This is a genomic window from Synechococcus sp. CCY9201, assembly GCF_034931105.1.
Classification (GTDB): Bacteria; Cyanobacteriota; Cyanobacteriia; order PCC-6307; family Cyanobiaceae; genus CBW1002.
Genome location: NZ_JAYGIC010000159.1, coordinates 10,789 through 23,741, shown reverse-complemented (window position 1 = coordinate 23,741; position 12,953 = coordinate 10,789). Strand labels below are relative to the sequence as shown.

At 59.9% G+C, this 12,953-nt stretch carries 13 protein-coding genes; 8 read left to right on the top strand and 5 right to left on the bottom strand.

Annotated features, from left to right (window positions below; genetic code table 11):
• Positions 1 to 73 precede the first annotated feature (73 nt).
• The 3 genes from VB716_RS15510 to VB716_RS15500 form a co-directional block, all read right to left on the bottom strand.
• Positions 74 to 295 (bottom strand): DUF6447 family protein, encoded by a 222-nt coding sequence (locus VB716_RS15510; RefSeq protein ID WP_197154936.1) that lies wholly within the window; start codon positions 293 to 295, stop codon positions 74 to 76.
• Between the two features lie 27 nt (positions 296 to 322).
• The gene (locus VB716_RS15505; RefSeq protein ID WP_231597845.1) at positions 323 to 706 is read right to left on the bottom strand and encodes a hypothetical protein; all 384 of its coding nucleotides are present in this window, start codon (positions 704 to 706) and stop codon (positions 323 to 325) included.
• Positions 707 to 767: 61 nt separating this feature from the next.
• On the bottom strand, positions 768 to 2,504 hold the full coding sequence (locus VB716_RS15500; protein WP_323270951.1) for an ABC transporter ATP-binding protein: 1,737 nt from the start codon (positions 2,502 to 2,504) through the stop codon (positions 768 to 770).
• 44 nt (positions 2,505 to 2,548) lie between these two features.
• On the opposite strand from VB716_RS15500, the gene VB716_RS15495 reads away from it, so the two are divergent.
• From VB716_RS15495 to folP, 3 genes are read left to right on the top strand one after another with little or no spacing between them, the layout of a single operon-like run.
• Positions 2,549 to 2,743 carry an RNA-binding S4 domain-containing protein gene (locus VB716_RS15495; RefSeq protein ID WP_322757129.1) on the top strand — a complete coding sequence of 65 codons (195 nt, stop codon included), beginning with the start codon at positions 2,549 to 2,551 and terminating at the stop codon, positions 2,741 to 2,743.
• A 32-nt stretch (positions 2,744 to 2,775) separates the two neighbouring features.
• A complete protein-coding gene (gene tpiA / locus VB716_RS15490) occupies positions 2,776 to 3,510 on the top strand; it encodes a triose-phosphate isomerase (RefSeq protein ID WP_322757128.1) in 735 nt (244 codons plus the stop codon).
• Complete coding sequence (gene folP / locus VB716_RS15485; protein ID WP_323270949.1) at positions 3,507 to 4,388, top strand: dihydropteroate synthase; 882 nt, start codon at positions 3,507 to 3,509, stop codon at positions 4,386 to 4,388. The genes tpiA and folP overlap by 4 nt, the downstream gene beginning before the upstream one ends.
• On the opposite strand, the gene VB716_RS15480 is transcribed toward folP, so the two are convergent.
• The gene (locus tag VB716_RS15480; RefSeq protein WP_322757126.1) at positions 4,370 to 5,128 is read right to left on the bottom strand and encodes a hypothetical protein; all 759 of its coding nucleotides are present in this window, start codon (positions 5,126 to 5,128) and stop codon (positions 4,370 to 4,372) included. The two genes, folP and VB716_RS15480, sit on opposite strands and share 19 nt — an antisense overlap.
• A 245-nt stretch (positions 5,129 to 5,373) precedes the next feature.
• Here VB716_RS15480 and VB716_RS15475 point away from each other — a divergent pair, with 245 nt between their 5' ends.
• The 3 genes from VB716_RS15475 to VB716_RS15465 are packed head-to-tail and all read left to right on the top strand — an operon-like array spanning position 5,374 to position 10,630.
• Positions 5,374 to 7,014: an ABC transporter transmembrane domain-containing protein gene (locus VB716_RS15475; RefSeq protein WP_197154947.1), complete on the top strand. Its 1,641-nt coding sequence runs from the start codon at positions 5,374 to 5,376 to the stop codon at positions 7,012 to 7,014.
• Positions 7,011 to 9,170 carry an ATP-binding cassette domain-containing protein gene (locus VB716_RS15470; RefSeq protein WP_323270947.1) on the top strand — a complete coding sequence of 720 codons (2,160 nt, stop codon included), beginning with the start codon at positions 7,011 to 7,013 and terminating at the stop codon, positions 9,168 to 9,170. Before VB716_RS15475 ends, VB716_RS15470 begins: the two co-directional genes overlap by 4 nt.
• A gap of 53 nt (positions 9,171 to 9,223) precedes the next feature.
• A complete protein-coding gene (locus tag VB716_RS15465; protein WP_197154949.1) occupies positions 9,224 to 10,630 on the top strand; it encodes an HlyD family type I secretion periplasmic adaptor subunit in 1,407 nt (468 codons plus the stop codon).
• Between the two features lie 9 nt (positions 10,631 to 10,639).
• On the opposite strand, the gene VB716_RS15460 is transcribed toward VB716_RS15465, so the two are convergent.
• Positions 10,640 to 10,780: a hypothetical protein gene (locus VB716_RS15460; protein ID WP_197170032.1), complete on the bottom strand. Its 141-nt coding sequence runs from the start codon at positions 10,778 to 10,780 to the stop codon at positions 10,640 to 10,642.
• 39 nt (positions 10,781 to 10,819) lie between these two features.
• On the opposite strand from VB716_RS15460, the gene VB716_RS15455 reads away from it, so the two are divergent.
• Positions 10,820 to 11,290 carry a hypothetical protein gene (locus tag VB716_RS15455; protein ID WP_197154953.1) on the top strand — a complete coding sequence of 157 codons (471 nt, stop codon included), beginning with the start codon at positions 10,820 to 10,822 and terminating at the stop codon, positions 11,288 to 11,290.
• A gap of 268 nt (positions 11,291 to 11,558) precedes the next feature.
• Positions 11,559 to 12,953, top strand: a 1,395-nt coding sequence (locus VB716_RS15450) for an immunoglobulin-like domain-containing protein (RefSeq protein WP_323270946.1), incomplete at its 3' end; no start/stop codon positions are given.

Sequence of the window (12,953 nt, the reverse complement as noted above, 5' to 3'; positions counted from 1 at the left end):
GGGCGGGAGGGTCAGTGAATCGGATGAAGGCGTCAGTTTTCCGCTATCGCCCTCGGCGATTCCCTCGGTCAGCCTAGGGGAGCGGACTGATCTCCTTCAGTTTTTCGTTGAGCTGCATCGCCATGGACTGCCGTCCAATCGCAAGAACCTTGAGAGTGTCTTCGTGCATGCGAAGCTGTGTATCGGCCACCTGCATGCCCCGCACCAGCTCCTTCGCCTCCGGAGGCAGGGTGTTGAGGTCATAGCGTTTGCCCTCAAAGGTCAGCACAGGTTGCTGCAGGTTGGAGTCGGTCACTGGGAACCCATTGAATCAGGCCTCACTTTAGGCAGGGATGGCCGGGCGTTTGAAAATGAACATCAACAGCGTTCCAACCTGGGCCGCCTCCACCAACTCCCAGCGATCACGACCCAGCTGGTTGAGGAAGAATTGGAGCTGTTCGGCTGGATGCATCACCTTATAGTCTGCGTTCTTGTACTGATCGGGGAACTCCCGTTTAAGGAATTCCGGACTCAGCGCGCCCCCCAGCTTGGCACTGTCCTTCTTTGGATTCGGCGGTCCTGGGGTGCTGTTGTTGTCCACGTTGACGTGCAGCACCCGGTATTCCCAGCCCGGGGGTGCCACCGGCTTCTTCAGTTGCTTGCGGGGCTGTTCCGCTGGCTTGGGGTTGGATGGCGTGGGCTCGGCAGGCTGCGGCTCGGGATCCATGGCGATTGGGCAAGCAGGGAATCAGACCCGCGACGCTCAAAAATGATCATGCCACTGATCGTCATCCGAGATGGATGAACTGACGTTCGCAGAGTTCGCGGTACCGGCCGGCGTGCCCCATCAGCTCCGCGTGGCTGCCCTGCTCGACGATACGGCCCCGATCGAGCACCACGATCCTGTCGGCTTCCTGCACGGTCGCCAGCCTGTGGGCAATCACGAGCACGCTTCGCCCGGCCATGGCCTGCTCCAGACCCTGCTGCACCGCGTCTTCAGCCTCGGCATCCAGGGCGCTGGTGGCTTCATCCAGCAACAGCACCGCCGGATCGCCCAGCACCGCGCGGGCGATGGCCAGCCGTTGCAGCTGGCCGCCGGAGAAGTTGCTGCCCCGCTCCTCGATACGGCTGGCGTAGCCGAGGGGCAAGGCCTCGATGAACCCTGCGGCATTGGCGGTGTGGGCGGCGGCCTGGATCTGCTCGAGACTGGCCGGCCGGCCGAAGGCGATCGCTTCGGCCACGGTTCCGGAGAACACACTGCTCTGCTGGGGAACGAGCGCCACGGCCTGGCGCAGCTCGCGGGCCCGCAGGTTGGCGAGGTTCTGGCCGTCCAGCAGCACCTGACCCGTGCCGGCCACATTGAACCGCAGCAACAGCGAGAACAGGGTGCTCTTGCCGGCGCCCGAGGGTCCCACCAGGGCCACCACCTGTCCTGGTGCCACCCGCAGGTCGAGGTCGTGCAGCACGGTGCTGCCGCCCGGGTAGCCGAAGCTCACCTGATCCAGCACCAGTTCACCGCGGACCTGGCCGAGGGGCTGGGCATCGGCATGGTCAGGAGGCTCGGTGGGCTCAGCCTCGATCGCCCGCAGCCGCCGCAGCGAGGCCTGTCCCTGCTGGAATTCGTTGAAGTTGGTGGTGAGGTGCGAGATCGGATCGATCAGCATCAACAGGGCCGCCACGTAGCTGCTGAAGCCCTGGCTGTCGAGGCCACCGGCCTGGATGCGGGCCGCGCCGATCAGCAGCACGGCCAGGATGCCGCCGGCTTCAAGAAAGCCCACCACCGGATGCTGCAGCGCCAGCAGTTGGAGCGTTCGGTAACGGGCGCGGCGGTGCAGGTCGATCTCCCGATCGAAGCGTTGCTGCAGCCATGGTTCGGCCGCGTAGGCGCGCACCAGGGGCAGCCCGCCGATCGCCTCGCCCAGAAGGGCAGCCAGATCACTCACCTGCTTCTGGCTGCGCTCGGCGGCGGTCATCACCCGGGCGCCGAAGACACTCACCAGCAGCGCCACCACCGGAGCCAGCAGCAGGGTGGCCAGGGCCAGCGGCCAGTCGAGCCACACCATGTAGCCCAGCACCACCACCAGCTGCAGGGCGCTGGGGGTGGTGTCCTGAATGGTCTTGTAGATCACCTCGCCGACGCGGTCGGCGTCTTCGGTGAGCCGGTAGGTGAGATCGCCGGCCGACAGCTTTTCGAGGGCTCCGAAATCGAGCTGCTGCAGCCGCGAGAACAGGCGGCGACGCAGCTCCTGGCTCACCTGCAGGGCCGGGCCGGCCAGCAGGGTGTCCTGGCCGAACTGGGCGGCCTTCTGCACCAGGAACACCGCCAGCGCCGCCAGGATCGACTCGAGCACACGGCGGAAATCGCCGGCACCGATCGCTGGGATCAGACGACCCGCCAGCCAGGCCAGCAACGGCCAGCAGGCCACGTAGACCAGGGTGCAGAGCCCACCTGCCAGCAGGCGGCGCCGGTGGGGCGCCAGCAGGGGCAGGAGACGCCGGAAGCCGGCCGGCGAGGGTGCGAACATCGGCGAACCTTATCAATCGTCCGCCGCGATCAGCCCCTGATTCGATGAAGCTTGATCAATTCCTGAAATGGCAGGGGCTGGTGGGCACCGGTGGAGAGGCCAAGCTCCGCATCCAGCGCGGTGACGTGCGGGTGAACGGTGCCATCGAGACCCGGCGGGGCCGGCAGCTGGGCCTCGGCGATGCCGTGGAGGTCGATGGACGGGAGGTGCTGGTGGTGCCCGATCCCACCGCCAGATAGCGTTTGCCTCACTTCGCCGAGAGGACCTGCTGGTGCGTAAGGCCGTCATCGCTGGCAACTGGAAGATGCACATGACCTGCGCCGAGGCGCAGGCCTTTGCGGAGGCCTTCAAGCCCTCGGTGGAGGATCTGCCCGCTGATCGGGAGGTGGTGCTGGCGCCACCCTTCACCGCCATCCCCACCCTCAGTGCCGCCCTGGCCGGTTCCGGCGTGCAGATCGCGGCCCAGAACGTGCACTGGGAAGACAAGGGGGCCTACACCGGCATGGTCTCGGCGCCGATGCTGCTGGAGCATGGCGTGACCCACGCGATCGTGGGCCACAGCGAGCCGCGCAAGTACTACAGCGAGACCGACGAGCAGATCAATCTGCGTGCCCGCGCCGCCCAGGCGGCCGGCCTGATCCCGATCCTGTGCGTCGGCGAGAGCCTCGACCAGCGGGAGGCCAGCGAAACCGAGCGGGTGATCCACCGCCAGGTGGAGCAGGGCCTCGAGGGCATCGATCCGGAGCGGCTGATCGTGGCTTACGAACCGATCTGGGCGATCGGCACCGGCAAGACCTGCGCCGCCGATGAGGCCAACCGCATCTGTGGCCTGATCCGCGGCTGGGTGGGTTTCGATGGCGTGATCGTCCAGTACGGCGGTTCGGTGAACCCTGCCACGATCGACCAGCTGATGGCCCAGCCGGAGATTGATGGGGTGCTGGTGGGCGGCGCCTCCCTCGATCCCCAGGGATTCGCCCGCATTGCCAACTACCAGCCGCCGGCATGAGGTCCGCGCCGGCGGCGCTGCCGCGCTGGGGCGAACGCACGCTCGTGATGGGGGTCGTGAACCTCACCCCCGACTCCTTCAGCGACGGTGGCTGCTTCCTCGCCCCCGAGGCCGCATTGCGCCAGGCCCTGATCCTTCAGAAGCAGGGCGCCGACCTGCTCGATCTCGGCGCCCAGAGCACCCGCCCCGGAGCTGTGGAGGTGGGGGCGGACGTGGAGCTGCAGCGGCTGATGCCCAGCCTGGACCTGATCCTGCAGGCGATGGGGGGGGGCTCCGCGCCGCGGCTCTCGATCGACACCTTTCATGCGGCAGTGGCCGAAGCGGCTCTGGAGGCCGGCGCCCACTGGATCAATGATGTCAGCGGCGGTCGACGGGATCCGGCGATGTTGCCCCTGGTGGCTGCAGCGGGGTGTCCCTATGTGCTGATGCACAGCCGCGGCGACAGCCAGACCATGGACAGGATGGCGACTTACGGTGCTGTGGTTCCGACCGTGCGCGACGAGTTGCTGCGCGCCACGGATCGGGCCCTCACAGCAGGTGTGCAGGTCAGTCAGATTCTCTGGGACCCCGGCCTGGGATTCGCCAAGACCACGGCGCAGAACCTGGCATTGCTGCGGGGCCTGCCCGAGCTCCGGAGCGAGGGTTTTCCGCTGTTGCTGGGTCCGTCCCGCAAGCGCTTCATCGGTGAGGTGCTGCAGGAACAGCGCCCCCGGGCTCGCCTGTGGGGCACGGCAGCGGTCTGCGTGGCAGCGATCGCCTCGGGGGCGGATGTGCTGCGAGTGCACGATGTCGGTCCGATCGTGCAGACGGCGCGCATGGCCGATGCTCTCTACCGCGACAGGCTTCCGCGGGAACCTGCTCAGGCGACGGCGTTGTAGTCGATCTGCCCCTTGTCGTTCACCCTGGCCATGGAGAAGAAACGGGCCGTGGTCTCGGAGATCAAACCCTTCTGGGCAAGCAGTTCGCCGATGCGGCCGCCTTCACGCTTCTGCTGAGCCAGGGCCCCATCCAGCTGGCTCTGACTGATGCAGCCCATCTCCACCAGCCTGTCGCCGAGTCGCTTCTCGTTGAACCCCTGCTCGTCAAACAGAGCCGGGTTGAGCAGAAGGTCAAGAAGCTGGGGCGGAACCTGCAGATTCAGACGAAGGAATTCGCCGAAGCGCTGGGTCTCCGAAAAGGGGCGATAGTCCTCGAGCAGATGCTCAAGCTCATCGATCGTCAGAATGCCAGCCTGGACGAGCTTGTTGCCAAGCGTCTGGAGCTGAAAGCTGGTGTCCTGCGAGGGGGAGGCCTTGAGATCCCCCTCCACCAGCTGGGGTTCGGCGAAGCACTGCCTCACCCAGCAGTCTGATTCCAGAAACGAGAAAAGCTCGGCCGGATTGATCGTGAGGGTACCGAACTGCTGTTCCAGCAGCTCCTCCAGAAAGGCCACCTCGCTCGTGGGGCCGAGGACCTGAAACGGCACCCGCTGGCTGTTGCCATTGGCCACAAGCTCCACCTGCACCTGATCGGAGCTGAGGCGGAAGCGATACATGATGAACGGCAGACTGGCGATGCTCGCGCTGGCGATTGCTGGGGAATGCGCCCTGTTGGGCTGGTTCACGAACGGCCCTTTCATGGCAACGGGTCCAACATAACCACCCAACCACGAGCGGTTGTCTTGTTTCAAGACGAATATGAGAATTAAGAGATATTTAGGCTTGATTTCATTCCAGCCCCAATTTGCGGGCGTGGCTAGGCTGTGCTACCGGCTATGGTCTGTGCGATGTCTCAGCCATTCCGTTGAGATTTCGAGACAGTCTTGTGGCCTTGGCGTTCAGCACACTCAGCTCCTGGTGGTCTTCCATCAGGCAGTCCATCAGCATGGCTGTGGAGCTCATTGAGGAGTTGATCCGGCATCGATACTTTCAGTCCTTGCGCGAACTGGATTGGAGTCGGTATCAATTGGGGCCAATCCTGATCAGTTCGATTCTGATCAATCTTCTTGAGCTCTCCTCGCCACTTTACATCAATATTGTCTATACCTCAATTCTGCCCACCAGTTCCACCTCAAGCCTCTGGGTGCTCACGGTGGGAGTTGTGGTGTTGATGCTGCTTTCGGGCTGGTTGAAAACGGTGCGTCTCACCCTCACCGGCGCTGATGGCGCACGGATCGAGCATGGCCGGCGCTTGATGGCGTTGAGCCACTTTTCTCAGATGCGTCTTGATGACTATCTGCGCACTCCGCCCACGACCCATGCCGAGCGATTGAACAGTATCAACCTCCTGCGCGATGAGAGTTCCCTGCAGGCGCTGAATACTGCGATTGATCTGGCTTTTTCACTGATCTTTGTTCTGGTTCTATTTTTGATTGCTGGCAGTGTTGGCTTCATCGCTGTTTTGGCGATTGTGGTGTATCTGCTGCGTTCTCTTTCTTTTGCTCGTCAATATGAAGAGATTTCCAGGCGCAATGATGGCCTTGAGTTGGATCGACTCAATTATCAAAACAGGTTGATGGATGCGATCAATCTGATCAAATCCAATGGTCTGGGTCGTCAGTTTCTTGTGGGAAACGAGCATCGCCAGGAGGAGCTGGCCTGGCAGCGCATGCAATCCAACCAGTTCAATGGCCGTTACCAGGCCTTTGGCTCCCTGATGTCGCAGCTCACCATGGCGGCGATCATCACGTGGGGTGCCTTCCTGGTCATCCGTGGTGATCTGCTGTCTGGTGCTCTGGCCGCTGCCCTGCTGCTTGGCGGCAAGATCCTTTCCCCCTGGCAACAGGCCATGGGGCTTTGGAACAGCTACCGGCGTCTCACCCATGCGCGACAGGAATTCGACCTGTTGATGGCCACCCCAACGGAATCAATTGGTGGTAACGAGGAGCTGAATCTTGAGAAGTCGCTTCAGCTGGAAGTCGAGGGACACGTTCTGGAGCCGATTCTGATCGGTTCCTCGGTGTTGCTGAAGGACTCCAGTTTTGGTGGCGATGTGCGTCACCTCTTTCTGGCAATGATTCAGGTCGAGACTTTCCTCAACCTGAAGGTTGACACCATTCCAATAGCTTCCTTTCGCCGAGACTCGCTCAGGAATGAGATCGTGTATGTGGATCCCTCGATGGAATTCTTTGAGGGGACTCTTTTGCAGAATATCACTAGTTTTCAGCCGACTCGTTATCGAAGACGAGCTCTTTTTTGGTCTTATCTGATTGGGCTTGACGCCAAGGTTCGCTCCCTTCCGGATGGATATAACACCACGATTGGCACTTCAATGCCCAGTGGACTATCCAGTGATGCCCTGCATCTGTTTCAGTTGGTCCGTGCTCTGGCGACAGATCCGAAAGTTGTGATGATTGATTTGAGTGATTGTTCTTATGGCAAGCAGTTCATCGATGGCCTGGAGCGCGTGCTCAAGCGCACCAAGGGTCATACCACGGTGTTGCTCAATGGCGTGGGTAACGTCCTGGTTTCGATCAGCGATCAGCAGATCCAACTTCCCATTCGTCTTCCTGAGGTGATCGCGTGACCAGCCGCACCGTTCTGCTGCGTGATCTCACGCTCAGCCAGGAAGCGCCGATGGCCTTCTGCGTCAGGCTGCTGTTGCAGCAGCTGATGTGGACGGGGCGCCCCGAGGAGTTGTTTGAGCTGGTGGGCCGAGACCCTCGCCAGATGGATCTGGTTGATGCCCGCAACCTGTTGCTGCGTCTGGGTTACGGCAGCCGTACCGAAACAGTTCAGGCTTGGAGTCAACTCAATCCACAGTTGTTGCCGGCTCTTTATGTGAGCCCAGACAATATTGCCTACGTGATCTCGCTCACCGCCAAGGGTGATCTGGTGGCTGGGAATGTGTTCGGCCGTTGTGCCCTTACTGAGATTCCGGCTTCTGGTCAGCTGGTGTGGCTTCAGGATCGGGGCAGCACGGAACGGATCACTCTGCTGAAGCAGATTTTCTATCGTTTCAGCAATCGCATCTGGGTTCTTTATGCAATCAGCTTTGCTCTTGCGCTTCTTGGGCTCGCCTTGCCCTTTTATATGCGGGCAATCTATAATATTTCCATTCCAAGTAACAGCCTGACTTCAACTTTCTGGATCTTCCTGGGAGTGGTTGTGCTGTTTTTCCTTGACTGGAACCTGCGCCAGTGGCGTGCGTCTTCTCTTTCGCAGCTTTCCGGCAGGCTTGAAGCTCTGCTGGGAGTGAGTCTGGTGGAGAAATTGTTCGGTCTTGACTATCGTCAGATTGAGTCCCTCGGCCAATCTGGTCTGACCAGCCGCTTCCGCAATCTCGAGAGCCTGCTTGGTTATGTGCAAGGCCCCCTGGCCTTGGCCTGCCTGGATTTTCCCTTCATCACGGTTTATCTGGCTGCGGTGGCATTCATTGCCGGCTGGCTGGTCCTGGTCCCGCTTGTCTTGATGCTGGTGAGCGGACTTCTGGTCTGGTTGATGAGCCGCTATTACTCAGGCGCTGCAACCCTCAATCAGGCTACTGGCACCAGCATCAGCCAAGCTCAGCTTGAGCTTGTGCATCGTTTTCTCGAGGTGAAGCTTGCCAACGTCGAGTGGGTGTGGCTGCAGCGGCTCCGTGGACTTTCTGCCCAAAGCAGTGTTTCTGCTCTCACCATCAACGGCCAGGTTGGCCGATTACAGGTGATTTCCAGCACCACGTCTCAGCTTGCCGGGGTTCTGACCCTGGCGATCGGGGCCTTGATGGCCCTGAACATCGCCCAGGGAGAAGCAGGTCTGGACAATGTGGTGGCTCCGCAGTTCGGAAATCTGATCGCCGCCATGTTCTTTGTCTGGAGGATCTTCGGACCTTTCCAGCTGCTGATGAGTGCCTTGTTGCGTTACACCACCATGCGCAATCAGTATCAGCAGCTGGATCAGTTTCTCAAGATACGATCAGCTTCCCAACCGAGGGCTTCACAGGATACGACTTCGACGACACGATTGCGGGGATCGATCCTGCTCGACTCCGCTGCTTGCCGGCTGGGAACTGAAAACAAATTCGCGATCACGCGGGTTTCGCTGACAGTATCTCCTGGTGAAATCCTTGCGATCACAGGTAATTCCGGTTGTGGTAAATCGACCGTGCTGCGAGTCATTGATCAGCTCTATCCGCTGGTCAGTGGTACGTTGCTGTTCGATGGCAAGGATTACCGCCAATTTGGTGTGGACGGAATCCAGAGGAATATCGCTTACTTGATGTCTGACGTTCAGCTTTTGCCGGGTACGGTACTATCCAACCTCACAGCCATGAACCCAGACGCCACCCTTTCTGGTGTCCGCGGTGTTTGCCAGCAGCTGCGGATTCTAGATTTTCTGGAGAATCTTCCCGACGGCTTGCAAACTGCCCTGACAGACGAAATTGTATTTCAACTTCCGAAAGGCATTCGCAAGCTCTTTGCCCTTGCGCAAGCCGTGATCAAGGACACTCCGATTCTGCTCCTGGACGATCTGAGTCAGGGCCTCGCACCGGCCCAGTTCGATGCCGTGCTGGAGGTGTTGCCCAGTCTTCGGCGCTGCAGCCTCTCGGGCCAGGACCGCAGCGTCATTCTGGCTACTGATAACAAACTCTTGCTGGAGCGGGCCGATCGCCTCTGCATTCTCGATAAGGGGGTCACGGTCTTCCAGGGCACAGCTGATGAGCTGCGATCGCAGATGAAGCAGCCACAACCTGCATCCTGAGTCCTGTTGACACGTCATCAGGTCCTCCAGATCCACTCGCTTTCTTTCTTCCCATGACCAACTTGCCGGCGATCCCAGAGTCTTCCTTGAGCCTTCCTCCCGACCGAGGGCTTGCGTCGCCGTTGCTCGGCAGTGACACGCCGGATGCCATCACACTGGTGGGACGCCATCGCCTCAGTCAGGCCCTCGAACTGGAGGAAAAACCTGATAACCGCTATTTGCGCTATGCGCTGTATGGTCTTGGTGCCGCTGTTCTGATTTTTTTCCCCTGGGCGGCACTGACGCCGATCACCCAGGTTGTGAGCGCTTCGGGTGAGGTGATTCCGGAGGGTGAAGTGTCTGTTGTGCAGCACCTTGAGGGCGGCATTGTCGAGAGGGTTGATGTTCGCGACGGCGATATGGTGAGCCAAGGACAGGTGATGTTGCAGTTGCGTCCCAATCTTGTCGAAAGCGAATACCGAGCTATCGAACAGCAACTTCGCAATCTGATGCTGCAGCAGCGTCAATTTCAGGCGGCGATCCGTGGAGAGAGCGGATCTTTAAGTCAAAGTGCGAGTGACAAAGTCTCCAAGGCGCAAAGTGACTTGCTAGATAGCCGGATTGAAAACCGTACGGACCAGATTCGGCAGGTGAATGAAAAGATCAATGAGAAGCGAGAAGAGCTGAAGGGTCTTGACGCTCAGATTCAGCGCTATCGGGTTGAGCAGAATTTGCTTAAGGAGCAGCGGCAGATGTATGCCAACCTTGTGGCTTCCGGTGCGGCATCCCGGCTCAATTTGTTACAGGTTGACAAGCAGGTGGCCGAGTCTCAGACCAAGATGGCTTCGTTGCTGGGTACCCGCGCTCAAGCCACCAAGCTGTTGCTTCAGGCTGAAGCGGAGCTACGCAGCCTCAACTCCGGGATCCGCTTTGAGGAGCGCAGCCAGATTGCTGCCTTGGTGAACGAGGAAGCAGTCGTGTCGCAGAATATCAAGAAGCTGCGTAACCAGCTGGACCGTACCAAAATCCGGGCTCCGATCAGTGGAGAGGTTAATGATCTCCGTTTCAAGACGACTGGTGGCGTTATTGCTCCTGGATCCGTGGTGTTGTCGTTGGTCCCCACCAACTCCCCCAAGATTGTTGAAGCCCGGGTGCGATCGACAGATATCGGTTTTGTGAGCAAGGGGCAGACCGTGAGCGTGAAGCTGAAGCCGTTTGACTCCAGTATTTATGGATCAGTTTCAGGGAAGGTCCTGAATATCTCCCCCTCTACGGTTCAAGATCCTGACGATCGGCAGTACTACTATGAGACTAGGATCTCCTTGGATCAGCAGTACGTTGGCTCCGGCGACAAGAAGTTTCCGATACAGGTTGGTATGCCTGTCGTTGCTGATATTGAGGGACCCAAGCGCAGTGTCCTTCGCTACCTCTTCCAGCCATTCACCCGCACCTTGAATTCGGCCCTGCGAGAGTCTCGCTGAGTCTGTTTCTCAGCATCCTTTCAGCTTGTACCAAACTTGCTGCGGCATCTGCTGTTTTCGGCTCTGCAGGGCGATCTCCACGGTTGATCTGGCGATGGAGACGCCGATCGTGATCGGATTCAAGCCTTGCTGCATTGCCTCAGCGTTCATGGTGCCCTTAGGGTCGGTGTCTTCACCGTGTGTCGATTGATGTCTGCCGAGCAGACTGTCTCGCTCCTTGGCGAGAACTTTCCTACTGGCGGCCGAGCAGGTGATCTTGCTCTCGATGATCTGGTGGCCGTTTATCTCGATGGACTCGGCCGGATCGATCCTGATCCTGCGGAGTCGATGGATTCGGCTCCTCGCCTGGGAACGGCTGAGCTGGCCTATGGCCTCGACCAGACAGTGAGTACCTATCTTGAGGATCAAGGCCTGCCGCTTGAGCAATACCATGAGATTCAGCAGGATCTTCTGAACGCGCTGGCCGACACGCTTCATGATCAGGGACTGGCTGATCATGATGCCATCGTGTACGACGACCTTGGCAATGCCGATGGCGCCGCCGTGCTCGGAGCTTTGGACGGGCATGTACAGGCGTTGCTCGACATGTCGCAGACCCAGCAGCCTTTGCTGGAGCAGGCTTCTTCAGAGGTTCAGGAAATTCAGAGTTTCGATTGCTGAGTTCGTTTGTTTTCCACAGGTTGATGTCTTTGTAACGTCGGCATTCTGCTTGATTCTCAGCTTCCTCTCAGCTCTTCAGATCCCTTGCGGCGACTGGGATCTTGGCTGCGTCGCCGAAATCTATCGCTCAGATGCTTCCAGCATCCCCGGAATCACGGGAAGCCGGCCTGTTGGCTTGTGGTCAGCTCATCTACGGTAAAGGCATCAAGCACCAGTGGGATCCGATCGGTCCTGCTCTGGTGAGCGTGACCCCCTGCCCAGACCCCCCATGGCTGACGACATCACTGGATCCAATCCGGTTGAAACCACTGAGTCGGCTGGTGCAGATTCGGTGGCGAATCAGTCTGAGGAGATCCAACGGCAGGCGGCCGCATCCGTCGCCTTTGATCCGAACTACCAGGAAAGTGGTTGGATCGATCCCGATTCCGGTGCCTCTTCCCTCCCCACCCAGAGTTTCGACAACTTCACGGAGCAGGTTGACCAGCCGTCGCCGGGTGATGTTGGCACAACATTCCCTGTTGGTGGTTCTTCCAGCGATGGTCCGTTCATCCCTGCAGGTGGTGGCAGCGGGGGCCTGCCCTCCCTAGGCGGCGGCGGAGCCTCTCCATCCACAAGCACTCGTTTGGTTGGGTCGAGCCCTGCCCTCGCGAATCTTGCGTCTGTCGACACCTCTACAGGGACCCCCACCCTCACGGCGTTTGACAATCCAGAGACCACGCCCTCTCCATCTCCAGAACCGTCGCCCTCGCCGACGCCTGAGCCCACCCCAACTCCCACGCCTGAGCCGGCCCCTACACCGACCCCTCAACCCACACCCACCCCTCCTCTGCCGGCACCGGGTCCCACTCCGGATCCGGCACCGACTCCAGCACCTGCTCCTGAGCCCACCCCTTTCCCAACGCCTACGCCCCTGCCCACTCCTGGGCCGACACCTGAGCCTCCCATTCCGCCTGTTACAGGCACGGTCACCCTTGGAGATGTGACGGTTGATGAGGGTGGCAGCGCCACGATTACTGCCACTGTTGATAGTCCAGTGGTTGGAACTGATCTGGTGATCAGCCTGGACAATGGTGTGACGATCACGATTCCAGTCGGAGAAACGACCGGAACTTCGGATCCCTTTGATGCTCCCAGTGATGATCCGTTTATTGATTCTGAAGAGATTGTGGTGTCGATCATTGGATCGACAGGTGGTGGATTTGATGATCTGAACACAGATGACACGGCCACGGTCGTTGTGGAAGACACGACCGACATCACGGCGGTGAGCCTGGGTGATGTGACGGTGGATGAGGGAAGTGGAACGGCGACGATCAGTGCGACGATCGACAATGCGCCGACGGATGAGCCGCTGGTGTTGACGCTGGATAATGGCGCGACGATCACGTTTGCAGTCGGGGAGACGACAGCGACATCCAGCGAGTTTGTGGTGCAGGGCGATGATCCGTATGTGGATGGCGAGACCAATACGGTCAGCATCAGCAGCTATACGGGCGGAGCGGAATACGAATCGCTGGATACGACAGCGACGGCGCAGGTCGTTGTGGAAGACACGACCGACATCACGGCGGTGAGCCTGGGTGATGTGACGGTGGATGAGGGAAGTGGAACGGCGACGATCAGTGCGACGATCGACAATGCGCCGACGGATGAGCCGCTGGTG